Raw genomic sequence first — 23,209 nt, forward strand, 5'->3', positions numbered from 1 at the left:
GATCGACGGATTAAGGTCTTTGGCGCGACGGTGGAGACCTGCGGAAAGACATTCCAATGGCAAACAACAAGATGCTCATAGATGCGGGCCACCCGGAAGAAACCCGGGTCGCGATCGTCAAGGGTAACCAGGTTGCCGAATTCGACTTCGAGTCGGAGCACAAGACGCAAATTCGCGGTAACATCTATCTCGCCAAAGTCACGCGTGTAGAGCCATCGCTTCAGGCAGCTTTCGTCGATTATGGCGGCAACCGCCATGGTTTCCTCGCTTTCAGCGAAGTGCACCCAGACTACTATCAAATTCCCGTAGCTGACCGTCAGGCATTGATTGATGCCGAGGCAGAAGACGCGCGCAACCACGCCGCCCGTGAAGCCGAAGCTGATGCCGCTATCGACCAGCAGGACGACCAGTCCGACGACGATAATGATAGCGATTCTGACGATAACGAAGTCGAAGCTGCGCCCAAGACACGCAAACGCCGCTCACGTCGCCGTTCACCACGCAACGAAGAGACGAGCGAAGAATCAGATGACTCCGACGCCGAGCTGAACGCCGACAACGAAGGCGAAGATGTCGTATCGGAAGAAGCTGCGCCTGCAGAAAAGCCAAAGCGCAAACGCGCTGCGCCAAAGAAAAAAGCTGCAGCCGAAGAAGCTGAAGCGCCGACCGCTGACGAAGCTGAAAAGCCAAAGCGCCGTCGCACAACTCGCAAAGCCCCTGTTGCCACCGAAGAAACAACGGAGACAACAGAAGCTTCAGAAGCTGAAACTGAAGAGAAGCCGAAGCGACGTCGTGCGCCGCGTAAAAAAGTGGTGGCTGAAGACACAGCCGCCGACGTGCAGGCAGAAGCAGCTCCTGAAGCAGATGCTGCCGAAGAAAAACCAAAGCGCCGCCGCACATCGCGTAAAAAAGCAGAACCTGAAGTCAGCGAAGAAACTGCTGATGTAGCAGCGGAACCCGCAGCAGACGCTGAGGCCGAAGATAAGCCCAAGCGTCGCCGCACATCGCGAACCAAGAAAGCAACACCAGACGAGGCAGTTGCAGAAGAGGCAACGACCGAAACTGGCGACGATGAAACAGCGCAGGAAACCAAACCACGGCGCCGCCGCAGCCGGAAATCTGCTGCAGCAGAAGCGTCCAACGACGAAGCCACAACAGATGACGAAGCTGTAGCTGAAGCTTCCGATGGTGATGATTCTGATGCGGAAGAAAAGCCTCGCTCCCGCCGTGGTCGTGGTCGCGGCCGTGGTGGCCGCTCACGTGGTCGCCGCGGAGAAAACAACGGATCGGAAGACGAAACATCGTCGGACGCACCTGTAGAAGAGGTCGGTTCGCCGGAAGACGCTTTGGAAGAAGTTCCAGCCCGTCGCGCACCGCGCCGTCACTACAAAATCCAAGAAGTGATCAAGCGCCGCCAGATTCTCCTGGTGCAGGTTGTCAAAGAAGAGCGCGGCAACAAGGGCGCAGCGCTCACCACATATCTTTCGCTCGCCGGCCGTTATTCTGTGCTGATGCCAAACACCGCACGCGGTGGCGGTATCTCGCGCAAGATCACAAACTCTGCCGACCGCAAGCGTCTGAAGTCCATCGCAACCAGCCTTGAAGTGCCGCAGGGCATGGGCGTGATCCTGCGCACAGCAGGCGCAAGCCGCGAACGTACCGACGTCGAGCGCGATTTCGAGTACCTGATGCGCCTGTGGGAAAACGTTCGCACGCTCACGCTTGAATCGACCGCACCATGCCTCGTTTACGAGGAAGGCAGCCTTATTAAACGCTCGATCCGCGATCTGTACGACCATGACACGGGTGAAATTCTGGTCGCTGGTGAGGCCGGTTACAAAGAAGCACGCGACTTCATGTCGATGCTGATGCCGAGCCATGCCCAGCGTGTGAAACTCTACAGTGACCGCATCCCGCTCTTCGCCCGCATGGGTGTCGAAGCGCAGCTGGACGCGATGTTGCAACCACAGGTGACGCTGAAATCCGGCGGCTACATCATCATTGACCAGACAGAAGCTCTCGTTGCTATCGACGTGAACTCTGGCCGTTCAACCCGCCAGCACTCCGTTGAAGAAACGGCAGTCAACACGAACCTCGAAGCCGCAGATGAAGTTGCCCGACAGCTTCGCTTGCGTGACCTTGCGGGCCTCATCGTCATCGACTTCATCGATATGGATGACCGCCGCAATGTTCGTGCTGTTGAAAAACGTCTGAAAGACGCACTGAAACAAGACCGTGCCCGTATTCAGGTTGGCCGTATTTCACATTTCGGTCTTATGGAAATGTCACGCCAACGCATTCGCGCTTCGGTGTTGGAAAGCACGACTCAGATTTGCACAATGTGCGAAGGCCTTGGTCATGTACGCTCGTCGTCGTCAGTCGTGTTGTCCGTGCTTCGCGCAGTCGAAGAGCATCTTAACCGCTCGTCCGCCAACGATCTCACCGTAAAGGTCAGCAGCGCAACCGCGCTCTACATGCTGAACGGTAAGCGCGATAACCTTTCGGATCTCGAAGCCCGGTTTGGTGTGGCCATCACTGTCGCCACCGATGAAAGCCTCGGCAACACGCCGTGCGCTATCGAAAAGGGCGAATTGTCCAACCGCACACCAGTCGCCGATACCGCTGTCCATCCGGACACAATCGAAGTGCAGGCTGATGACGACACCGGAAACGCTGTTGCTGAAACGCCCTCGGACGAACAACCTGCGACAGAACGCAACGAAGATGGCGAAGGAACAGGCAAAAAACGCCGTCGCCGCCGCCGTCGTGGTGGCCGTGGTCGCGATGACAATCGTGATGAAAATGGTGAAGCGAAAGCCTCCGAAGAAGGTGCTAACGCCCAAAGCGGTGACGCGGAAGCGCAGTCCGAACCGACATCAGATGATGAAGGTGAGGCGCCTCAGCGCCCTGCCCGCACCAAACGCTCACGCCGGAAACCAAAGGCCGAAGCTGAGACAGCATCTGAAGGTCAAGCGGTCACCGAGAACACAGCAGCAGAGGATGCGTCAACGGAAGAGGACGTCCCAAAGCCAACTGGCCGTCGCACGAGAAAAGCACCTGTAGCCGAAGTGGCAACGGAGGCAGTAAGCGAAGAGGCTGTTGCAGAGGCACCACCTGCTGAAGCCGAACCTGCCAAGCCTGCGCGCAGAACGTCTCGCCTCAAAGCTCCTATTGATACTGCTGAGGAAGCCGCATTGGCAACCGAAACCGCATCAGTAGAACCTCCTGCGGCCACAGCTGAGGCACCTGAAGACGATACGCCCAAAAAGAGTGGTTGGTGGCAGCGTAAGTTCTTTTAGAGGAACGCCACATTGAAACGAAAGAGGCGCCGGATCGAACAATCCGGCGCCTCTTTTTTGTCTGCTATCAAAAGACCAGCCCTTATAATCTCTATCAACCCACCGGAATTCAGCCGGAAGTCGATTAATCCATGAGATCACCACGAGGACCAACTTCACCATCCAATTGCTCCTTCACAGCGGTCGCCAACTGTTTCAGCGAGTATGGCTTGGGAATGAAACCGAACTTGCCGTGTTCGCTCTCTGGCAGATTCTTCTCGAACGCATCTTCCGCATAGCCAGACGCAAAGATGAATGGCACCGAATTGCCGAGCTTTCGGACTTCCGAGAGGAGTGTCGGACCATCCATTTCCGGCATCACAACGTCGGACACCACGAGGGTGACCTCGTCGCCATACTCTTCCAACAACTCCAAGGCTTCGACGCCATTTTCAGCTTCGTGTACGGTATAGCCCCGGGCCTGCAACGTCCGGCAACCGACGGCCCGCACAGAATCCTCGTCTTCAACGAAGACGATCGTCGCCCTACCGGCAAGATCGCGTTTGCCTTCGTCTTTTTTGGATTTGGCCTCTTCAATAGCTTCCTGCGCTTCTGCGGCAGTCGTCTCGTGACGAGGAAGGTAGATTGCAAAGGTGGTGCCCTGCCCGACTTCGGATTCAGGGAAAATATAGCCGCCGGACTGTTTAATGATGCCGTAAACCGTAGAAAGGCCAAGGCCGGTGCCCTTGCCCACATCCTTTGTGGAGAAGAACGGATCAAAGATCTTTTGCATCACTTCGGGCGACATGCCGGTGCCCGTATCTGACACTTCGATGACCACGTAGTCCGCAGCCGGAAGCTCCTTGTGAAAAACTCCCGGCTTCACTTCCTCGGCCAACATGTTGCGGGTGGATACGGTGACTGCCCCTCCACCACCGGCATGACCTTGTGGCGTATCGTTGATCGCATCGCGCGCGTTCACGCACAGGTTCACGACAACCTGCTCGAACTGGCCGATATCGGCCTTCAGATTCCAAAGATCGCGGCCATGTTTCATGTCCAGTTTGATCTTGTCACCGACCAAGCGCTCAAGCAGCAAGCGCAAGTCCGATAGCACATCAGGGACAGAAAGCGTCTGCGGTCGCAATGTCTGACGACGGCTGAATGCCAACAGTTGCCGAACCAACACCGCTGCGCGGTTAGCATTCTGCTTTATCTGCATGATGTCGGGAAACGACGGGTCTGAAGGTCTATGATTCGCCAACAGCAGATCGGAGAAGCCGATGATCGCGGTCAGCACGTTGTTGAAATCGTGCGCAATACCACCAGCAAGCTGACCGACAGCAGTCATCTTCTGCGTTTGCGCCATCTGGCGCTCGAGCTCTTTTTGCTCGGTCATATCGATCGCGTAGAGGATAGCCCGCTCACTCTTGGTGCCAGTTGCATCGTCTGAAGCTTCGCCATCTGCAACCGCAGACAACAGGTAGCGAACAGAGGCCTCCTCCCCCGTCAGGTTCGAGACGACGGATGGTAATGTTGAATCAACATGGGCGATTTCGCCTTTGCCATCGTTTGCCGCCTGCATGGCCAGCAGGAGGGCATCACGCTCGTTTTCTCCACACAGCTGATCAATGGTGATGCCATCCTTGCGGTGGCGCTTTGCGGCAGCGAGAACAGGCGCAAACAACCTTTGGAATGGAGCGTTGGACTGCACCATTGATCCGTCTTCTGCAAAGGACGCAATCGCGATGGGCGTATTGTTGAAGAAGCGCGTGAAGCGCACCTCCGCTGCGCGCAACTCTTCTGAAATTCCCTCACCGGCACTGCGGTTGAGAACAAGCGTCCGGGTCGCGCCCGGCGCGCCGTCCTGAGAGTAAGGCACTTTATGATAGAGGCGCACTGGCAAGCTTTGGCCGTTGGAACGTGCCAGATCGAGATCAACAACAGAGGTGCCACTTTCGCCAGGTTCGACTTCAAGCGACCCAAGCAGTGCCGCGCCATCACCCAGAATCAACTCGGAGACTGAAATGCTCCCCGGCTTGAACTGTGCAAGATCAATTCCCAGCCAGTCAGCCAACGTCGCATTAAGGTAGACGATGCCGCCATCAGCACCGGCAGAGAAGAAACCTGCTGGCGCATGATCGAGATAATCAATTGCATGTTGGAGTTCTTGAAAGACACTCTCCTGTCGCGCACGTTCCTGCGTGACATCGCTGATTTCCCAAACAAGCAATGGTCGCTTGTGGTCTTCATGGTCCTGCGGCCGGACGGTCAGTCGATACCAGCGCGGAGCGAACGCTTCGCCACTGGCATCACGATCACGAATATCGCGGATCATTCGGAATTCTTCTGTCACTGTTTCGCCGGCACGCACCTTCTGGTTCATGCGGTAAACGATCTCGGAAGCTTCATCCGAATGAGCAAACACCCGTTCCACAGTCGCCACGTCACTGGCTTTGGTGGCCCCCGTCATATCGCCATATGAATGGTTGGCGTAAACAATCCGCCCATTCCAATCGATCACCACAGCGCCGTGGCTCAAGCCATCCAGAAACGATTTGGCGAATGTGTCGCCACGCGTACGTGACGAAAGATGCACCCAGCCAATCGCAAGCGAGAACACAAAGAACACGCCCACCATAGCGAGCAGACCCAAAATAATGAGCGTTGCGCGGCGCGCCATCTCGTCAGGCAGAATAGTGAAAAGCCCCATGAAGCCCAGCAGCACGAGCCCCACCACTAAAAGGCGCGTAACGCTGTTGACCCGTTCAGCGCGATCAATCAGCGGAGCTTGCGGGTCGGGTTTTTCGTCACCGACAACGCCTTTATCGGTTAGCTGTAGGTCCGTCTGGGACGTTTGATTCATCTGGCCAGTTCCCCGCGCGCGTTTGCGCGTTTGAATCACATCGTGCCGCCGAACAAAAGCCTTGGTGTTCATGAGTATAGGTATCTGTAAAACTTGACGGAACAACGCGGCATGGACACTGTGCCGCGCAACATTGGGCCGGTTGTTGTTTCCAGCCTCAACGAACGAATATGGACCTGTCGCGATGATCGAATTTTTTGACGCCCCTGTTGCGGGCATTGACCCGGCAACCGCCAATTGGATTGCACTTTTGGGCGTGGTTCTCGTTGCGCTGCTCATCCTTTGGCTTGTGATGAAGCTTGTGCGGACACCGCGTTTGGCAGGTGGTCGCCGCAGCAAACAGGCACGTTTGGCGATTACAGATGCAGCGCAGGTCGATGACCGTCGCCGCATCGTTTTGGTGCGTCGTGATGATGTGGAACATTTGATTATGATTGGCGGCGGAAACGACCTCGTCATCGAATCAGATATTCGTCAGCGCCCGCAGGCTCAATCCGGCAAAACAGCTTCCAAGCCCGCAGCGCCTGATCCAGCACCAGCAAAACCTGCGCCTGTGAAAGCAGTGGAAGAACCAAAACCTGTGGCAGCGCCAAAACCAACACCGCCTGCAGCAAGTCCGGCCCCAATCGCGGCACCTCAACGTCCAGCACCAAGTGCACAGCCTGTTCGGACCGAGCCAACGGTTACAATGGACAGCGCAACAGAGAAGCCAGCTTCAGGCGATGTAACAGCGACACGCTCATAATCGCAGACGGCAAAAAAAGAGGCGACCCGAAGGGCCGCCTCTGAATTTATCTAGACATCTAAAGATCAAGCTTAATCGTCGCGGTAGACTTTCTCGCGGCGTTCGTGGCGTTCCTGAGCTTCAAGCGACATCGTGGCGATAGGCCGGGCTTCCAAACGTTGTAAGCTGATTGGCTCACCTGAAATTTGGCAGAAACCGTACTCACCATCTTCGATACGCTTAAGCGCTTGATCGATTTTGGTGATGAGCTTGCGCTGACGGTCACGGGCTCGCAGTTCGATAGAACGGTCAGATTCCGACGACGCACGATCGTTGAGATCAGGCGCATTCAGATTATGCTCCTGAAGCGTTTCAACCGTAGTAGCCGCCTCGCTCTGCAAATCTATTTTCCACGCCAAAAGTTTGTCGCGAAAATAAGCTTGCTGCTGCGCATTCATGAATTTCTCAGATTCAGTAGGCGTATAGTCCTTGAGAAGTGCTGACATTCTTGGTCTCCCTCCAAAGCACTACCCCGGTTGTTCGGCTTGATAAGCCCCTGCCCCGCGGAGTGTTGAAGCTCGTATACGCACCACTTCATTCCACATCAAGGCCACTGGTTCGCCATACAACGAGGCCGCTTCCCGCATTCACCATTGTAGAAAACCCAACACAGAGCACCGTTCCGCTTGGCAGTTGGCTAACTTCGCCTTAGGTCTTGACGATGAAGACACTTTTTATCCTTAGGCACGCGAAATCATCCTGGGCACAGCCCGGAGTTGCGGATATCGAACGCCCGCTTAACGGGCGTGGACGCAAGCAGTGCGAGATGCTGCAATCTTGGATGCAACAGCAAGGCATCGCCCCGGCGCGGGTCGTAGCATCGATATCTGCCAGAACCAGAGAGACAGTAGCGCGAATCGCCCCCGCACTCGGCGAAGCATCGATCGACTACGTCGAAGCGATCTATGCGGGGAGCGTCGATACATATCTGTCAGAAATCTGGGCGACAAAAGTTGAGAGCCTGCTTCTCGTTGGCCACAATCCCACTTGCGATGAACTGGTGCGTTATCTTGCAACACCCGGTTCGTTGGAGGCCACAACACTTGCGGTCCAAGGCTACCCAACATCAGCGCTTTCGATTTTGAAATTCGATGGGGCTTGGTCGGCACTTGGCAGATCATCTGCTGAGCTGACCAATTTCGTGACGGCCAAATCTCTGGAAACGACGTAAGCCGGAGGTCGCAGAACGTGGCGAAGATAACCCGGCTGTCCGATGATGCCTTGATCGTGTTCGATAATCTTTCGGACGCAGCTTCTCATATGTTCGAGCCTACCTTGCGCTTCGGCGTCACAGGCCTTTCGCGCGCTGGCAAGACGGTCTTCATAACTTCGCTCATTCATAATCTGCTCAACGGTGGTCGCCTGCCGCTGTTTTCCGCACAAGCAGATGGGCGCATTGAAGAAGCGCGATTGAGCCCACAGCCCGATGATGCCGTGCCGAGGTTTAAATACGAGCAACATCTGGAAGCTCTGTTGAACGAGCGTATCTGGCCGAATTCTACCAGTGCAATCTCGCAAATACGTCTACGCATCGCCTATCAGTCCGCCTCCACTTGGAATCGCACATTCGGTGCCGGTGAACTAACGCTGGATATCATCGACTATCCGGGAGAATGGCTGCTCGATCTGCCGCTTCTGGGCAAAAGCTTCGAACAATGGTCTGCTGAAGCGCTGGAACTGTCGCGCCTTCCCGTACGCAATCATCTGGCAAAAAAATGGCACGAAGCACTTCGCGAAACCCAACCCAGTATGCCTGAAAGCGATGTTGCTGCAGAAAAACTGGCGGCGACTTTCACCGGCTATCTGCGCTCATGCCGTGAGGATGAGCAGGCTCTTTCAACACTCCCACCGGGACGTTTTTTGATGCCCGGCGACCTAGAAGGTTCGCCCGCTCTCACCTTTTCACCGTTGGATTTACCCGCTGGTGAAAGCGCAGAAGACGGCACGTTTCACGCGATGATGGCAAGACGCTTCGAAGCCTATAAAACTCTGGTCGTGCGTCCGTTTTTCCGAGAGCATTTCGCACGGCTAGACCGTCAAATCGTGCTGGTGGACGCCTTGCAAGCTTTGAACGCTGGGCCATCTGCAGTGGAAGATTTGCAGAATGCGGTCTCAGATATTCTACAGTGCTTTAATCCTGGCAAACGTTCGTGGCTCACATCTTTGTTCAGCACGAGGACGGATCGTATTCTTTTTGCTGCAACAAAAGCAGATCACCTTCACCACGAAAACCATGACCGCCTGGAAGCGATCCTTCAGCAGCTGGTTGGCAAAGCGATGCAACAGGCCGAGTTTGATGGTGCTGAGACAGACGTAGTGGCCATGGCGGCGGTACGGGCCACCACAGAGGCCGAAATGAAGGAAGATGGTGACACGCTGCCCGTTATCGTCGGAACACCTAAAAAAGGCGAACGGCTCGGAAAAAAGACATTCGATGGAGACACGAAAACAGCGCTCTTCCCCGGCGACCTACCGGAAAACCCCGATGAGGCGCTTCAATATGATGGCGTAGAAGGTGATCTTCGTTTCCTTCGCTTCCGCCCTCCCCAACTTCAAAAAACGGCTGAAGGCGTGAACCTTTCCCTTCCCCACATCCGCCTTGACCGGGCCTTGGAATTCCTCATCGGAGACAAACTGCGATGACCAAACGCCGCAAACCCAGAGCTTTCGATCTACCTGACGACACGACTATTGCCCCGTCAGCAGAGGCGCCAAAACAAGAGCCGACCGTGAAGAAGCGCAAACCCCGCACAGCGACGCCTGAAGCGGTGCTGGTGGCGACGCCCGATGAAGCGGCTCAACGATTGCCACCTCAAATTGCCCAAGACATGAAGCTGGCCGAGGAACTCACGCCGCCAGTGGCAATTCCCAAACACCGCCGTTTTGGCTGGGGCAAACTGTTTCTCACCGCACTCGGTGCGCTCATCTCTCTCGCCATCGGCCTATGGGTCGACCAACTCATTCGTGATCTTTTTGCACGCCAAGACTGGCTTGGCTGGCTGGCGGTCGCCCTGACAGGCCTACTATTTTTTGCGGCTTTGGCCGTTACCATTAGAGAACTGTGGGGTCTGCGACGCATGGCGCGTATCGATGACCTGCGAGGCGAAGCGCTCGTTGCCATTGAAACTGACGACGCTAAAGCCGCCAAAACAATCGGGCAAAAGCTGTTGAAACTTTACAACGACCGCGCCGATATGAAATCCGGACGCGACAAGCTTTCTGCGCATCTCAACGAGATCATCGATGGTGCTGATCTCGTACAGCTTGCAGAGCGCGACCTGATGACAGGCCTCGATGCCAAAGCAACAAAGCTGGTCATGGCATCCGCCAAACGAGTGTCATTCGTCACAGCAGTATCGCCTCGCGCGTTGATCGACGTGGGCTACGTGTTGGTGGAGAACACACGCCTTATACGCGCTCTGGCCGATCTGTATGGCGGTCGCCCGGGCACGTTGAGCTTCTGGCGCTTGGCCAGAAACGTCGTCGGGCATCTGGCCGTGACCGGCTCTATAGCCATTGGCGATGGCCTTGTTCAGCAACTCGTGGGGCACGGAATTGCAGCGAAACTATCGTCCCGTTTGGGCGAAGGCGTGGTGAACGGCTTGCTGACCGCCCGTATCGGCATCTCGGCAATCGACATCTGCCGGCCTCTTCCATTCTCAGCGAAATACCGCCCTACCGTTGGCGATTTCATGGGCGAACTGACACGCTTTACGCAACAAGATGAACCTTCGGGCCGGACGGAAGCGAAGCGTTAACCAATCCGGCAGATAGTCGCAGCAGTACCAGAGTCCGGAATTGAGTTATGCGTTTCCCGTTTCGTTTTGCCACCCGTTTTGCTTTTGCCGCCGTCTCGCTCGCTGTCGCGAGCACCGCTGCACATGCTTCCGACACGAAGTATTTTAACACCGTGTCCGGTACCTGGGCAGGCGCAGGCACAATTGTAAATGGGCCCTACAAGAACACCCGCTTCACCTGTCGTCTGGCAGGAACGAATGAGGCAGCGACCTCGATGAAGCTTTCGGGCAAATGCCGTGTCGGCCTGTTTTCCCAGCCCATCGAAGCAACTGTTTCCAAACGTGGCAAAGGCTTCCAAGGTGCATTTCTCGATGGCGCCGAGGGCAAGGGTCTGGACATCACATCCGGCAAGCGTCGTGGCGGAAAAATGCTTTTGCGCATCAAGCGCAAAGCGCTAACCGGCACCATGGTTGCAAACCTGAAGAACGCTAACCTGCTCAACATCACCATTTTGGTGGATGTGAAAGGCAAACAGGTACCCTTCATTGGCCTGACGATGAACCGCGAAGGCGCACCTAAACGCGCATCTTTCGACCTCAACTAGCGCGCCACCAATCCGGGACGCTCAGCACCGGCTCGATCCCATTTGTATCAAGGTCGGCTAGAATTTCTGCCACCGAGCGCCCTGCAATTTGCAAGTCCGGTGAAATATCCGACAATGGAAGCATGACAAACGCCCGGTCTTGCATGCGGGGGTGCGGCAAGGTCAGCTTATCGCTGTCCTGCTCGACACCTTCGAAGACCAACATATCGATATCGATAGTTCGCGGGCCCCAACGCTCCAGCCGTTCCCGTTTTCCCGTTAGCTCAATGTTCTGACAAAGGTCGAGCAAGGCTTCGGGTTCTAACGTAGTCCGGATTTGCGCGCAGCAATTCAAAAATGGCGGCTGGTTCAACAGGCCCCATGGCGGCGTTTTGTACAGCGGTGAGACGGCATCAACAGCGCAGTCCCTATGATCGTCCAACGCGGTTAGCGACACACGCAGCGCCGCCTCGACGTCGCCGATATTGCCACCAAAACCGAGCCAGGCGCGGCGCATCACTGCGGGTCGCACACCGTCACCTCGACGTAATCCAGAATTCCTTCGATGGGCGCAGATGGTTTTCGCACAGTGATGCTCGCATGACTGATCGCTGGAAATTCCGCGCGCAAACCTTTTGCGATGTCCGAAGCCAGCGCCTCGATAAGCTTGCGGGTCTGCTTTGTCACAAGGCGCTCGATAACCGCGAATGCCTCGCCGTAGTGAACTGTACCTTCGATCTGGTCCTCGGCGATGTCTGCTTCGGTCTCAACCTGAAGAACTGCATCCACAAAGAAACGCTGCCCCATGCGCGTTTCTTCAGACAACACACCGTGGTGAGCATAGAACGCACAATTTTGCAGTTTGATTTGATATTTTGAACCCGTTGCCATCAGGCCAATTCCCTTTCACGCCAGGCATCCGCCACGGCAAGAGCATCCACGTTGGACGCCACATCATGAACGCGGAACACAGCCGCACCGCTTTTGCGGGCCAACACGCTTGTTGCCGCAGTTGCAGCATCACGCTGATCAGCATCGTGCCCCGATAATTCGCCAAGGAAGCGTTTGCGAGAAGTTCCGATCAACAGGTGATGAGACATAGCCATCAGTTCTTCCAACCGTGCCAAAATTTCCCAATTCGCATCTGCGTCCTTGCCGAACCCGATGCCCGGATCGAGCAAAATGGACGCTGGACCGACATCGGCTGCAGCCGCAATATCGAGCGAACGGCGCAGAAAAGTGACCTGATCGGCCATCACATCTCCCGTCACATCACGCTCACGACTTGTGTGCATGATGACGAGGCCAGCACCTGTTCTGGCTGCGACCTCTGCAATCGCAGGTTCACGCTGGCACCCCCAAACATCGTTCACGATATGAGCACCTGCCGCGACAGCAGCCTTGGCTGTATCAGCACGATAGGTATCGATCGAGATCGCAACGTCGAGCTTATCAGCAATCGTCTCGATCACGGGCAGCACTCTCGCCCGTTCCGTCTTACCATCCACCACATCAGCACCGGGACGGGTGGATTCTCCACCCACATCGATTATCGAAGCGCCCTGCTCCACCATCGCGCGAGCTTGATCTAGCGCCGTATCGATATCAACGAAGCGACCACCGTCTGAAAACGAATCCGGTGTGACGTTGAGGATGCCCATCACCTGCGCCTTCGGCCCAAGCGTTAGCGTGCGGCCGTGAGCCAGCTGCCAATTGGTCGGCGCAAACGGGTTCACCGGTCACGGAACCTGTTGGTGATCGGGTAGCGGCGCTCACGACCAAATGCGCGTCGCGTGATCTTCACACCCGGTGCAGCCTGTCGGCGCTTGTATTCCGCGATGTAGAGCAGATGCTCCATCCGCTCGACGGTGGCGCGCTCGAAGCCAAATTTCTCGACGATGTCGTCCACCGACATTTCGTTTTCCACGAGGCTTTCCAGAATAGCATCCAGCACCGGATATTCCGGCAACGAATCCTGATCGGTCTGGTTTTCACGCAGTTCGGCAGTCGGCGCTTTGTCGATGATATTTTGCGGGATCACCTCGCCCGATGGGCCGAGACAGTCCGGCGGCATGTGTTTATTGCGCCAATCCGACAGGCCATAGACCTGCATTTTATAAAGGTCTTTGATCGGGTTGAAACCGCCATTCATGTCGCCATAAAGCGTAGCGTAACCAACTGACATCTCCGATTTATTTCCAGTGGTGACCACCATTGAGCCGAACTTATTGGAGATCGCCATGAGAATGACACCACGTGCGCGCGACTGCAGGTTTTCCTCGGTCACACCTTCGGCAGTGTCTTCAAAAACATCGGACAGCGTGTCGAGAAAGCCTTGAACCGGCGGTTCAATCGGGATGGTTTCATATCGAACGCCCAGCGCATTTGCACAGTCCTGCGCATCCTTGAGGCTCTCATCGGACGTGTAGCGGTAAGGCAGCATCACGCAGCGCACGCGCTCTTCACCCAAAGCATCAACGCTCATCGCGGCAACAATTGCAGAATCGATCCCGCCCGACAGGCCGAGCACCACATTCTTGAAGCCGTTTTTCTCAACATAGTCGCGCAGCCCCAGAACACAGGCGCGCCAATCGCATTCCTGCACGTCTGGAAGACGAGTTTGCACTCCGCGATCGCAGGCCCAACCGTCCGAGCCGCGGCGCCATGTCGTAAGTGCGACGCTGCTCTCAAATTGGTTCATCTGAACAGGGATGCTCTTGTCGGCGTTCATGACGAACGAACCACCGTCGAACACCAATTCGTCCTGCCCGCCCAGCTGATTTGCGAAGAGCATAGGCAGCTCCGTCACGATGACCTGGCGCATCACCACCTGATAGCGCACATCCACCTTCTGCCGGTAATAGGGGGAGCCGTTGGGCACGATCAGAATTTCCGAACCGCTTTCTGCAAGCGTTTCGCAGACATCCAAATCGCCCCAAATATCTTCGCAAATCGGCACGCCAAGGCGAACACCGCGGAAATTCAAAGGTCCCGGCATCGGTCCTTGGGCAAACACGCGTTTCTCGTCGAAGACGCCATAGTTCGGAAGATCGACCTTGTGGCGCAGTTTGATAGCGCCACCATCGAGCAGCGCCACAGAATTGTGCAAACCAGTTTCAGCCTGCCACGGCACCCCGACCAGAACGGCAGGACCACCATCTTTCGTCTCTTCTGCCAAGGCTTCGACTGCTTCGCGGCATCGCTTGATGAAAGCAGGCTTCAACACCAAATCCTCGGGCGAGTAGCCTGAGATGAAAAGTTCGGTGAACACCACAAGATCGGCACCTTGCCGCGCCGCGTCTGACCGCGCTTCGCGCACGAGATCCGTGTTGCCGCTGACATCGCCAACGGTCGGGTTCATCTGCGCGATTGCGATGCGAAGTGTGTCAGTAGCTTGGGTCATGTGCAGCGCTTAATGTGATGGCCTGAGAAGCACAGTAAGGCGTTTTGATGCGAGATGCATCAACCGCGTCGCGGCCTTGGATCGTGCAAATCGTCGCCATCGAAGCGTTTGGCGTCTGTCGGAATATCGTAGTAGTCGCCCTTATCGGCAACAAAGATATGGCGGTCGAGCGTCAAGCCGGTTTCGCCATCAAACGATCCGAGCAGAATCGAAGTCGTATCGCTGTCATTGACCTTCCAGAACATCGCAGAACCGCAAGTGCCGCAGAACCCGCGCTTGGCTATGTCAGACGCTGCATACCAGTTCAGTTTTTCAGACGGGTCGCTGATCGCAAGGTCGGAATCCGCGCTGTCAGTGGCCACGTAGAAGTGGCCACTCTGCTTGCGGCATTGCGAGCAATGGCACGCCGCCAATTCTCGTAGAGACCCGGTCGTGCGGAACGTAATCGCTCCGCACGAGCATGAGCCGTTGCGGGTCACGCTGCTTTCTCTTCAGCAGGTGCTGAACGGCCAGCCTGCTTCAAGCGATCAGCCACAAGGAACGCCAGTTCAATCGACTGATCAGCGTTCAAGCGTGGATCGCAATGGGTGTGGTAACGGTCGCCAAGTTCGCTGTCGGAGACGACACGTGCACCGCCAGTACATTCCGTTACGTCTTTACCCGTCATTTCAACGTGCACACCGCCTGCAATCGTACCTTCAGCGTCATGGACGTCGAAGAAGGAATTCACTTCACCCATCACGCGCTCGAAAGGACGGGTTTTATAGCCGCTGTCCGAAGAAATGGTGTTCCCATGCATCGGATCACAGGACCAAACGACCTTTTTGCCTTCGCGCTCAACGGCTTTAATGAGTGCTGGCAAATGCTCGCCAACCTTATCATGGCCGAAACGTGCGATGAGCGTCAGGCGACCGGCTTCATTGTCGGGTGACAGAATGTCGATCAGTTCCAGCAAACCATCGGGTGTTGTGGACGGGCCGCATTTCAAGCCAATCGGGTTTTTCACACCACGGCAATATTCCACGTGGGCATGGTCAGGTTGACGGGTACGGTCGCCAATCCACAGCATGTGGCCGGACGTGGCGTATGGTTCGCCAGTGATTGAATCATCGCGCGTGAGAGCTTCTTCGTATCCAAGTAGAAGCGACTCGTGGCTGGTGAAGAAATCAGTTTCACGTAGATTGGAATTGTTCTCCGGGTCCATACCGATGGCGCGCATGAAGTCGAGTGACTCCGTGATGCGCGACGCAAGCTCTTGATACTGTTGCGATTGCGGTGAGTTCTTGACGAAATCAAGCGTCCACTGGTGTACGTGGTTCAGGTTGGCATAGCCACCCTGAGCGAAAGCACGAAGCAGGTTCAGCGTCGCGGCAGACTGGCGGTAGGCCATGATCTGGCGCTCGGGATCGGGAATACGAGACTCCTCATCAAATTCGATCCCGTTGACCACATCGCCCTTATAGGACGGCAGTTCGACACCATCCTTGGTTTCCATCGCAGACGAACGCGGCTTGGCGAACTGGCCAGCAATACGGCCAACTTTCACGACGGGCTTGGCGGCACCGTAGGTGAGCACCACAGCCATCTGCAGAAACACACGGAAGAAGTCGCGAATGTTGTCAGCACCGTGCTCGGCAAAGCTCTCGGCACAATCGCCGCCCTGAAGCAAAAACGCCTCGCCGCGTGACACGGCAGCGAGATGATCCTTTAGCGCACGCGCCTCACCTGCAAATACCAGCGGAGGAAACGAAGCCAACCGAGCTTCGGTCTTTGCAAGGGCATCAGCATCGGGATATTCCGGCAGTTGCAACGCCGGTTTTGAACGCCACGAATTGGGGGACCACGCTTGGGTCATATCACTACTCCTCAGCCCGTCATGGGCCGCCTCTTTGTTTGCAGGCGTTTTGACGCCAAGCTTGGGCTTTTGCAAGGCATCTCGACCGTTCGATTGGGCGGCACGGCATGACGGAGCGTATTCGCGACCTCACACTGGTAAGTGCAGGTGGCTGGCCGCTGGGGGCAACACTTTTTCAGGCACCCTCACCTAACAGCGAAAAACCGGCCGTTCTCATATCTTCTGCCGCCGGTGCGCCGCGTGGCTACTACACGAAATTTGCTCAAGCCCTGATCTATGGCGGCGCACCCGCAGTGTTGACCTATGACTATCGCGGCATGCACGGCTCCAAAGGTGATAGGAGCCGTTGGCCGGAACTGCGGATGTTCCAATGGGGCGAACATGATTTCACCGCAGTTGCCGAATTTCTGAAAGATCACGTGCAAGGCGGTCCAATCGTCGGGCTTGGACACTCCTATGGGGGCCAAGCACCGGGTCTATCGGCTGCGTGGTCACTGTTTGAGCGTTACGGGACCGTTGCAACGCTGAACGGATATTGGCGCGGAACAGACCAGCCGATCCGCGTTTGGCTACAAACTCAAATCGCAGGCAGAGCCTTAGCGAAATTCTGGGGTCATGTGCCCGATAGTTTTCCCGGTGCGGGTGGCATGCCCGGCACGATTATGAAGGATTGGGCGGACTGGATTGCTCGACCGGATTACTTCTTCGATCTGGAAGACGTGCCCGCCACGCGACATTTCCCGAACGTCAAACTGCCGTTAGCGAGCTTCAGACCAGCCGACGATCCATGGGCCACAAAGCGGGCCGTTGAAACGTTCATGGCGCGCTATACGGCGGCTGATCTGACGCATCATGTCATTGAACCAGGACCATCCGGACCCATAGGACATCTCGGTTTCTTCCGCTCGGTCCATCGGGAAAGCCACTGGCCGACGGTGATCCGATATCTGTTGGAGAACAAACGCCCCGACTAGGCAGGTGGCGGCCCAACAGCCAACCACCAGCTTGCGGGCAACAGGCGCGATCAACAGCACGCAGGAAAAAGCGATGGCCTAAGACGTGCCCAAGACGGCAGCCACGTCATCAGAAAACCGTCCGAAACGCCTAAAACACGTGCGGTAGCAATGCCGGACACGATGAACGACATCACTCCCGAAAGCAGGAGCGCGTGGCTCCCGCGAGCATCAGGCGTTACCGGCAGGTTCCATTATGTTAACAGGGGCAACAGGCGTACCATCCGAGCGGATGCCAGCCTTCACCGTGTAGCTTGGCTCGTACATCGTCACCAATTCTTCGGCAGCAGATGGATGTAGCGCCATAGTGGCATCCACATCAGCTTTCGTGCAGCCCATTTTCATAGGGATGGCAAGGAGCTGCGCCATTTCGCCAGCGTCTGGCCCAACTATATGTGCGCCAACCAGCTTGTCGGTTTTCGCGTCGACAATCAGCTTCATCAGCATCCTGGTATCGCGATCAGGCAGCACGTATTTCATGGCGCGGAAGTTAGCCTTGAAGACGTTCAACTCGTCATAGGCTTCGCAAGCCTCGAGCTCAGTCATTCCCACGGTGCCGATTTCAGGATGCGAAAAGACAGCAGTGGCGATCATTTCATGGTCCGGGCGCTGTGGCGTGTCGCGGTATTCTGTCGACACGAAACACATGGATTCGTGGATCGCCACCGGCGTCAGCTGAACGCGACCTGTTACATCGCCAACAGCCCAGACGCTCTCACAACTGGTGCGGGAATAATCATCGACCTCAATGTAACCCTTGGCGTCAGTCGCGATACCGGCATATTCCAGGCCGAGACTGGCCGTTAGCGGCGAGCGACCGAGCGCAAGCATGACGCAGTCGACATCCACCACATCGCCGCTCTTCAGGTGACAGCGGCGGCGTCCGCCTTCCAACTCTTCGATCTTTGCAAAAACATCATGGGTGCGAATACGAATACCGCGCTTCTCATATTCAGAATGCAAAAGCGCGCGGACATCATCGTCAAAACCGGACAGGATTTCCTGTCCGCGATAGAGAATTTGGGTGTCCACGCCGAGGCCGTTGAAAATTCCGGCAAATTCGACAGCGATATAGCCAGCGCCTGCGATCAAAATAGTTTTTGGCAGGTCAGGCAGATCGAACGCTTCGTCTGACGTGATTGCCAACTCATGGCCTTCGACAGATTCGTGGCGGTTTGGGGTGCCACCAACCGCGATAAGAATACGCTCCGCAGTGACTTCACGATCTTCCGATTTCAACCAAACACTGTGCGGCCCACGTAATTCCGCACGAGTGTCGAAGAGTTCGACCTCATTGCCAGAAAGGCCACGTCGATAAAGGCCTTCCAGCCTTGTGATCTCGGCTTCTTTCCGGGAGACGAGGGTATTCCAGTCAAAGGAAACGTCTCCAACCTTGAAGCCGTAGCCTTCCGCATCTTCAAAATGCTCGTGATAACCGGATGCGTAAACGTAGAGCTTTTTGGGAACACAGCCGCGCACAACGCAGGTTCCACCGTATCTGCTCTCTTCTGCCAGACCTACCTTTTTGCCCAAAGCAGCGGTGCGGTTTGCAGCGCGAACACCACCGGAGCCCCCGCCGATGACGAAGAGATCATAGTCGTAAGCCAAAGCGGAATCCTCGAAAGCTGTTACGCGGTCAGCAATAGCCTAACCCTATCAGATGTCGAACCTCAGTTCGCTGGAGCAGCCAACGCCTTGTTGACGCTCTGCCCCAAATCGCGGGCGATGCCGTTGGCCCAGATGCGCGCGGCTTTATCAAGCTCGCGCACGAGGATCGGCGTAGAATCGAGATATTTTTCGCCGACGGGTGAGCCGAAGAAATTCGCAATATCGGTAAGTTCAGATTCGGTGAACGTATTGGCAAAAAGCCGGGCCGCCTCGCCTTCCAGGTCTCCACGACGCGGTGCCAAAGCGATGGCCTGCTCGTCAACCACGGTGCTGATGCGATCAGCCTGATCAGGGCTATTGGCGGTCAATGTATTTTTCAACCGTGCTGATGCACCGATCAGAATACTATCGAATGTATTGGTTGCCTTCGTTGCCGTGATCGCTTTGCGGGCCGCGCTCATATGACTTTCGGAAATCTCTTGCGCCGATACGGCAACCAAAGAGGTTGCACCCAAAACGACGCTCAAGACGATGGCAGCGACAGGCCGGAAAAACAGTGAAGTCATAATAATCGAGCTCCTTGAAGCACATTGCAGCCGGCAAACCGCCGACCCGTTTAATTTCTCGCCAAAGTTCCGAACCCGAAAGTTCGGCAGGCCCTATTTTCCGCCGCTCGCGGTCACGATCTCTACACCCGTGCCGCTCGCTACGATAGCAATATCAGCAAGCCCGACAAACAACCCGTGTTCCACAACGCCGGGAATTACATTCAAAGCAACCGCGAGGCGCTCTGGGTCCACAATACGGCGAAAAGATGCGTCGAGAATGAGATGGCCACCATCAGTGATGTATGGTGCGTCACCATTGGTACGCACAACAATGTCACCTGAAAGGCCAAGCTGTGAGGCAGCCTTCTCAATCGCATTGCGCGTTGAAGCCAATCCGAACCGGTCGACTTCAATCGGCACAGGAAATGAGGTGCCCAGCGTCTCTACAATCTTGCTGGTGTCGGCGATCACAATCATGCGATCCGAGGCTGCTGCTACTATCTTTTCGCGAAGCAATGCACCGCCTGCGCCCTTGATAAGCGCTAGATCAGGATCGATTTCATCTGCGCCATCAATGGTGAGATCGAGATGAGGCGTCTCTTCCAGCGTTGTCAGCGGCACGCCAAGCTCTTCACAAAGCTCGCGGGTGCGTTCCGATGTAGGAACACCGATGATCGAAAGACCGTCGGCAACTTTTGGCGCAAGCGCACGCACGAAGGCTTCTGCTGTCGATCCAGTGCCAATTCCAAGCTTCATGCCATCGGAAACATAGTCGAGCGCGGCCTCGCCTGCTCGTTGCTTCATGGTGGTCATAATTACATCGGCCTCCAGGCCATTAAACCGGCTTTGACGCGCGGTTAACACGAAGACTGCATTCGCCGCCACCACCATTGCTCTTTGGAAGGCCACAACGCATGACCAACAACAGGAAAACGCTACAAGACGTGAAATTATGGCCAATCGCCCGCTCATCATCTTCGATCTCGACGGCACACTGGTTGCCAGTCATCTCGACCTTATCCCTGCACTAAACGCAGCGACGGCTACTTTCGACCTGCCACCGGTTCCCATGGAAGCGGTGGGGCACATCGTCGGTCAGGGCGCTAAGGCGATGCTGGCGAAGGCGTTCGAGTACCATGACCGGCCCATACCTGATGGAAAGGCAAATTTACTTTTTGAGCGGTTTCTCACGCATTATGAAGCGCATATCGCAGACGGAACCGAATTTTATCCCAACTGCATTGCCGCTCTGGAAGGTCTGTCGAACGCAGGATTCACGCTGGCAGTCTGCACCAACAAAGACGAACGGCTGGCAAAAAAGCTTCTCAACATTTTGGACGGGGAAGACCGGTTTGCCCTGATCGTCGGCGGTGATACCTATCCAGTGAAGAAGCCGGATCCGAAGCATCTGACCAATTTGGCCGAAGAACTCGGGTTCACCGCCTCACAATGCATCATGGTCGGCGACAGCATCAATGACATAGCTGCCGCAAAGGCCGCATCCATACCGTCCATCGCTGTTACATTCGGCTACAGCGACTGCCCCATCAGTGAATTGGGTGCCAGCATGATGATCGATGACTTCGCCGAGCTTGCAGGCGCGGTTACGCAGCTTCAGGCGAACGAGTGAACCGCTTGACGGCTCAACGCACCCGCCCCTATAGGGTTCCACGGATGGGCGATTAGCTCAGCGGGAGAGCACTGCCTTCACACGGCAGGGGTCACTGGTTCAATCCCAGTATCGCCCACCATCCAACCTACATTTGTTACGTTCTGCCCCAGCCGCGAATTTCGTGTGCGTTCAGGGGTGTTTCTGCCGCTTCCACGCGCTAAAAGTTTCTCAAATCCGGGAAACAACGCGAGAACCGATCCGACATGTCAAACGAACGCACCACCTCCGCTCATGTCGATATGTTTCCACTGGGTGATGATCCAACGCCTTACCGCAAGCTAAGCAGCGACTACGTGTCAGTAGTCGACGTGGACGGCACACCGTTCCTCAAGGTCGAAGCCGAAGGTATTCGCTTGCTGTCCGAACAAGCGTTTATGGATATCAACCACCTGCTGCGTCCCGCGCATCTTTCGCAGCTTGCGGACATTCTGAAAGACGACGAGGCCACCCAGAACGACCGTTTCGTCGCTTACGATCTGCTGAAAAACGCCAATATCGCCGCCGGTGGTGTCCTGCCCATGTGTCAGGACACGGGCACCGCCATCGTTATGGGCAAACGCGGGCGTCAAGTGCTGACCGTTGGCAACGACGAAGAAGCGATCAGCACAGGCATCATGGATGCCTACGACAAAAAGAACCTGCGCTATTCACAACTCGCGCCCCTTTCGATGTTCGAAGAGAAGAACACCCGCAACAATCTGCCAGGTCAGATCGATATTTATTCAGAAGGTGTGGACAGCTACAAATTCCAGTTCATCGCCAAGGGCGGCGGGTCTGCAAACAAGACGTTCTTCTACCAAGGCACGCCATCGCTGCTCACCGAGGAGAGGATGCTGGAATTCTTGCGCGAGAAAATCCTCACGCTCGGCACAGCCGCCTGCCCACCTTACCATCTCGCCATTGTCATCGGCGGCACCTCCGCTGAGCAGTGCATCAAGACCGTGAAAATGGCCTCGACCAAATATCTCGACGGGTTGCCGACCGAAGGTTCCGAGCAAGGCCACGCCTTCCGCGACATCGAGATGGAGGAAAAAGTCCACGAAATGACCCGCCAGATGGGCGTGGGCGCGCAGTTCGGGGGCAAATATTTCTGCCATGACGTCCGCATCGTCCGCCTGCCCCGCCATGGTGCATCACTGCCCATCGGGCTTGGTGTGTCCTGCTCGGCAGACAGGCAAGCGTTGGGAAAAATCACCGCAGACGGCATCTTCCTCGAAGAGCTGGAGCATGATCCAGCGAAATACATGCCAGAAGTGGATGAAGCAGAGTTCTCAGGTGGCATGGTCGATATCGACCTGAACCAGCCCATGGCCGGAATTTTGGCCGAACTGTCCAAGCACCCCGTCAAAACACGGCTTTCGCTCACAGGCACCATCATCGTGGCGCGCGACCTCGCTCATTCCAAAATTCGTGCGCGACTGGAAGCCGGCGAAGAGATGCCGGACTACATGAAGAATCACCCCGTCTATTATGCCGGCCCCGCCAAAACGCCAGCCGGAATGCCGTCGGGTTCTTTCGGACCAACCACGGCCGGACGCATGGATAGCTATGTCGATCAGTTTCAGGCTTTTGGCGGTTCCATGGTTATGTTGGCCAAAGGAAACCGCTCACGGCAGGTACGAGACGCCTGCGCCCAACATGGTGGCTTTTATCTGGGCTCAATCGGCGGCCCTGCTGCGCGGTTGGCGCAAGACTGCATTAAACATGTAGAAGTTGTGGAATATGAAGAACTTGGCATGGAAGCCGTTTGGAAAATTGAAGTCGAAAACTTCCCGGCCTTCATCGTCATTGATGACAAAGGCAACGACTTCTTCAAAGAATTAAACCTCGGTTAGGCGGTTCTCTCTAGTTTTAGCCAAGT

Annotated in this window: 21 protein-coding genes and 1 tRNA gene; 10 read left to right on the plus strand and 12 right to left on the minus strand. The window is 55.9% G+C overall.

The features are described from left to right. The first annotated feature begins 56 nt into the window (after positions 1-56). On the plus strand, positions 57-3,299 hold the full coding sequence (locus R2A130_RS03065) for a ribonuclease E/G (RefSeq protein WP_009463550.1): 3,243 nt from the start codon (positions 57-59) through the stop codon (positions 3,297-3,299). A 124-nt stretch (positions 3,300-3,423) separates the two neighbouring features. Here R2A130_RS03065 and cckA read toward each other — a convergent pair whose 3' ends face one another. Further along, complete coding sequence (gene cckA, locus R2A130_RS03070; protein WP_371179358.1) at positions 3,424-6,216, minus strand: cell cycle histidine kinase CckA; 2,793 nt, start codon at positions 6,214-6,216, stop codon at positions 3,424-3,426. A 112-nt stretch (positions 6,217-6,328) separates the two neighbouring features. Between cckA and R2A130_RS19085 the strand changes: the two genes are divergently transcribed. Beyond that, a complete protein-coding gene (locus tag R2A130_RS19085) occupies positions 6,329-6,889 on the plus strand; it encodes a flagellar biosynthetic protein FliO (protein ID WP_009463552.1) in 561 nt (186 codons plus the stop codon). A gap of 71 nt (positions 6,890-6,960) precedes the next feature. On the opposite strand, the gene dksA is transcribed toward R2A130_RS19085, so the two are convergent. Further along, positions 6,961-7,374 carry an RNA polymerase-binding protein DksA gene (dksA, locus tag R2A130_RS03080; RefSeq protein WP_009463553.1) on the minus strand — a complete coding sequence of 138 codons (414 nt, stop codon included), beginning with the start codon at positions 7,372-7,374 and terminating at the stop codon, positions 6,961-6,963. 215 nt (positions 7,375-7,589) lie between these two features. Here dksA and R2A130_RS03085 point away from each other — a divergent pair, with 215 nt between their 5' ends. Genes R2A130_RS03085 through R2A130_RS03100 form a run of 4 tightly spaced genes read left to right on the plus strand, consistent with a single transcriptional unit; the run spans position 7,590 to position 11,270 of the window. Further along, entirely contained in the window at positions 7,590-8,099 is a 510-nt protein-coding gene (locus R2A130_RS03085) for a histidine phosphatase family protein (protein WP_083804165.1), read from the plus strand. 17 nt (positions 8,100-8,116) lie between these two features. Beyond that, positions 8,117-9,571, plus strand: a complete 1,455-nt coding sequence (locus R2A130_RS03090; protein WP_009463555.1) for a YcjX family protein — start codon at positions 8,117-8,119, stop codon at positions 9,569-9,571. Then, entirely contained in the window at positions 9,568-10,686 is a 1,119-nt protein-coding gene (locus R2A130_RS03095; RefSeq protein ID WP_009463556.1) for a YcjF family protein, read from the plus strand. Before R2A130_RS03090 ends, R2A130_RS03095 begins: the two co-directional genes overlap by 4 nt. Positions 10,687-10,733: 47 nt before the next feature. Then, positions 10,734-11,270, plus strand: a complete 537-nt coding sequence (locus tag R2A130_RS03100; RefSeq protein WP_009463557.1) for a hypothetical protein — start codon at positions 10,734-10,736, stop codon at positions 11,268-11,270. Here R2A130_RS03100 and folK read toward each other — a convergent pair. The 6 genes from folK to R2A130_RS03130 are packed head-to-tail and all read right to left on the minus strand — an operon-like array spanning position 11,263 to position 16,507. Further along, entirely contained in the window at positions 11,263-11,766 is a 504-nt protein-coding gene (folK, locus tag R2A130_RS03105) for a 2-amino-4-hydroxy-6-hydroxymethyldihydropteridine diphosphokinase (RefSeq protein WP_009463558.1), read from the minus strand. The two genes, R2A130_RS03100 and folK, sit on opposite strands and share 8 nt — an antisense overlap. Beyond that, positions 11,766-12,140 carry a dihydroneopterin aldolase gene (gene folB, locus R2A130_RS03110; RefSeq protein ID WP_009463559.1) on the minus strand — a complete coding sequence of 125 codons (375 nt, stop codon included), beginning with the start codon at positions 12,138-12,140 and terminating at the stop codon, positions 11,766-11,768. Before folB ends, folK begins: the two co-directional genes overlap by 1 nt. Beyond that, positions 12,140-12,985 carry a dihydropteroate synthase gene (folP, locus tag R2A130_RS03115; protein WP_009463560.1) on the minus strand — a complete coding sequence of 282 codons (846 nt, stop codon included), beginning with the start codon at positions 12,983-12,985 and terminating at the stop codon, positions 12,140-12,142. Before folP ends, folB begins: the two co-directional genes overlap by 1 nt. Continuing rightward, positions 12,982-14,652, minus strand: coding sequence for an NAD+ synthase (locus R2A130_RS03120; protein WP_009463561.1), 1,671 nt, complete (start codon positions 14,650-14,652; stop codon positions 12,982-12,984). Before R2A130_RS03120 ends, folP begins: the two co-directional genes overlap by 4 nt. A gap of 59 nt (positions 14,653-14,711) precedes the next feature. Beyond that, positions 14,712-15,131: a GFA family protein gene (locus R2A130_RS03125; protein ID WP_009463562.1), complete on the minus strand. Its 420-nt coding sequence runs from the start codon at positions 15,129-15,131 to the stop codon at positions 14,712-14,714. Beyond that, positions 15,128-16,507: a class II 3-deoxy-7-phosphoheptulonate synthase gene (locus R2A130_RS03130; protein WP_009463563.1), complete on the minus strand. Its 1,380-nt coding sequence runs from the start codon at positions 16,505-16,507 to the stop codon at positions 15,128-15,130. Before R2A130_RS03130 ends, R2A130_RS03125 begins: the two co-directional genes overlap by 4 nt. Positions 16,508-16,614: 107 nt before the next feature. Between R2A130_RS03130 and R2A130_RS03135 the strand changes: the two genes are divergently transcribed. Next, the gene (locus R2A130_RS03135) at positions 16,615-17,481 is read left to right on the plus strand and encodes an alpha/beta fold hydrolase (RefSeq protein WP_009463564.1); all 867 of its coding nucleotides are present in this window, start codon (positions 16,615-16,617) and stop codon (positions 17,479-17,481) included. Positions 17,482-17,531: 50 nt separating this feature from the next. On the opposite strand, the gene R2A130_RS19110 is transcribed toward R2A130_RS03135, so the two are convergent. The 4 genes from R2A130_RS19110 to rpiA form a co-directional block, all read right to left on the minus strand. Next, positions 17,532-17,708: a DUF2798 domain-containing protein gene (locus R2A130_RS19110; RefSeq protein WP_371179376.1), complete on the minus strand. Its 177-nt coding sequence runs from the start codon at positions 17,706-17,708 to the stop codon at positions 17,532-17,534. Further along, the gene (gene gor, locus R2A130_RS03140) at positions 17,692-19,128 is read right to left on the minus strand and encodes a glutathione-disulfide reductase (RefSeq protein ID WP_009463565.1); all 1,437 of its coding nucleotides are present in this window, start codon (positions 19,126-19,128) and stop codon (positions 17,692-17,694) included. The genes R2A130_RS19110 and gor overlap by 17 nt, the downstream gene beginning before the upstream one ends. A gap of 62 nt (positions 19,129-19,190) precedes the next feature. Beyond that, complete coding sequence (locus R2A130_RS03145) at positions 19,191-19,694, minus strand: DUF2059 domain-containing protein (protein WP_009463566.1); 504 nt, start codon at positions 19,692-19,694, stop codon at positions 19,191-19,193. A gap of 93 nt (positions 19,695-19,787) precedes the next feature. Next, positions 19,788-20,489 carry a ribose-5-phosphate isomerase RpiA gene (gene rpiA / locus R2A130_RS03150; protein ID WP_009463567.1) on the minus strand — a complete coding sequence of 234 codons (702 nt, stop codon included), beginning with the start codon at positions 20,487-20,489 and terminating at the stop codon, positions 19,788-19,790. 139 nt (positions 20,490-20,628) lie between these two features. Here rpiA and R2A130_RS03155 point away from each other — a divergent pair, with 139 nt between their 5' ends. The 3 genes from R2A130_RS03155 (at position 20,629) to R2A130_RS03165 (ending at position 23,183) form a co-directional block, all read left to right on the plus strand. Beyond that, a complete protein-coding gene (locus R2A130_RS03155; RefSeq protein WP_009463568.1) occupies positions 20,629-21,306 on the plus strand; it encodes an HAD family hydrolase in 678 nt (225 codons plus the stop codon). Between the two features lie 46 nt (positions 21,307-21,352). Continuing rightward, positions 21,353-21,427 (plus strand) — tRNA-Val (locus R2A130_RS03160). 124 nt (positions 21,428-21,551) lie between these two features. Beyond that, complete coding sequence (locus tag R2A130_RS03165; RefSeq protein WP_009463569.1) at positions 21,552-23,183, plus strand: fumarate hydratase; 1,632 nt, start codon at positions 21,552-21,554, stop codon at positions 23,181-23,183. Positions 23,184-23,209 lie beyond the last annotated feature (26 nt).

It is taken from the genome of Ahrensia sp. R2A130, from assembly GCF_000179775.1.
Lineage (GTDB): Bacteria > Pseudomonadota > Alphaproteobacteria > Rhizobiales > Rhizobiaceae > Pseudahrensia.

What these genes read in the sequence shown, in the direction of transcription:
- R2A130_RS03065 (WP_009463550.1), top strand. Translation starts at nt 57, where the DNA reads ATGGCAAACAACAAGATGCTCATAGATGCGGGCCACCCGGAAGAAACC.
- cckA (WP_371179358.1), bottom strand. Translation starts at nt 6,216, where the DNA reads ATGAACACCAAGGCTTTTGTTCGGCGGCACGATGTGATTCAAACGCGC.
- R2A130_RS19085 (WP_009463552.1), top strand. Translation starts at nt 6,329, where the DNA reads ATGATCGAATTTTTTGACGCCCCTGTTGCGGGCATTGACCCGGCAACC.
- dksA (WP_009463553.1), bottom strand. Translation starts at nt 7,374, where the DNA reads ATGTCAGCACTTCTCAAGGACTATACGCCTACTGAATCTGAGAAATTC.
- R2A130_RS03085 (WP_083804165.1), top strand. Translation starts at nt 7,590, where the DNA reads ATGAAGACACTTTTTATCCTTAGGCACGCGAAATCATCCTGGGCACAG.
- R2A130_RS03095 (WP_009463556.1), top strand. Translation starts at nt 9,568, where the DNA reads ATGACCAAACGCCGCAAACCCAGAGCTTTCGATCTACCTGACGACACG.
- R2A130_RS03100 (WP_009463557.1), top strand. Translation starts at nt 10,734, where the DNA reads ATGCGTTTCCCGTTTCGTTTTGCCACCCGTTTTGCTTTTGCCGCCGTC.
- folK (WP_009463558.1), bottom strand. Translation starts at nt 11,766, where the DNA reads ATGCGCCGCGCCTGGCTCGGTTTTGGTGGCAATATCGGCGACGTCGAG.
- folB (WP_009463559.1), bottom strand. Translation starts at nt 12,140, where the DNA reads ATGGCAACGGGTTCAAAATATCAAATCAAACTGCAAAATTGTGCGTTC.
- R2A130_RS03120 (WP_009463561.1), bottom strand. Translation starts at nt 14,652, where the DNA reads ATGACCCAAGCTACTGACACACTTCGCATCGCAATCGCGCAGATGAAC.
- R2A130_RS03130 (WP_009463563.1), bottom strand. Translation starts at nt 16,507, where the DNA reads ATGACCCAAGCGTGGTCCCCCAATTCGTGGCGTTCAAAACCGGCGTTG.
- R2A130_RS03135 (WP_009463564.1), top strand. Translation starts at nt 16,615, where the DNA reads ATGACGGAGCGTATTCGCGACCTCACACTGGTAAGTGCAGGTGGCTGG.
- R2A130_RS03145 (WP_009463566.1), bottom strand. Translation starts at nt 19,694, where the DNA reads ATGACTTCACTGTTTTTCCGGCCTGTCGCTGCCATCGTCTTGAGCGTC.
- rpiA (WP_009463567.1), bottom strand. Translation starts at nt 20,489, where the DNA reads ATGACCACCATGAAGCAACGAGCAGGCGAGGCCGCGCTCGACTATGTT.
- R2A130_RS03155 (WP_009463568.1), top strand. Translation starts at nt 20,629, where the DNA reads ATGGCCAATCGCCCGCTCATCATCTTCGATCTCGACGGCACACTGGTT.
- R2A130_RS03165 (WP_009463569.1), top strand. Translation starts at nt 21,552, where the DNA reads ATGTCAAACGAACGCACCACCTCCGCTCATGTCGATATGTTTCCACTG.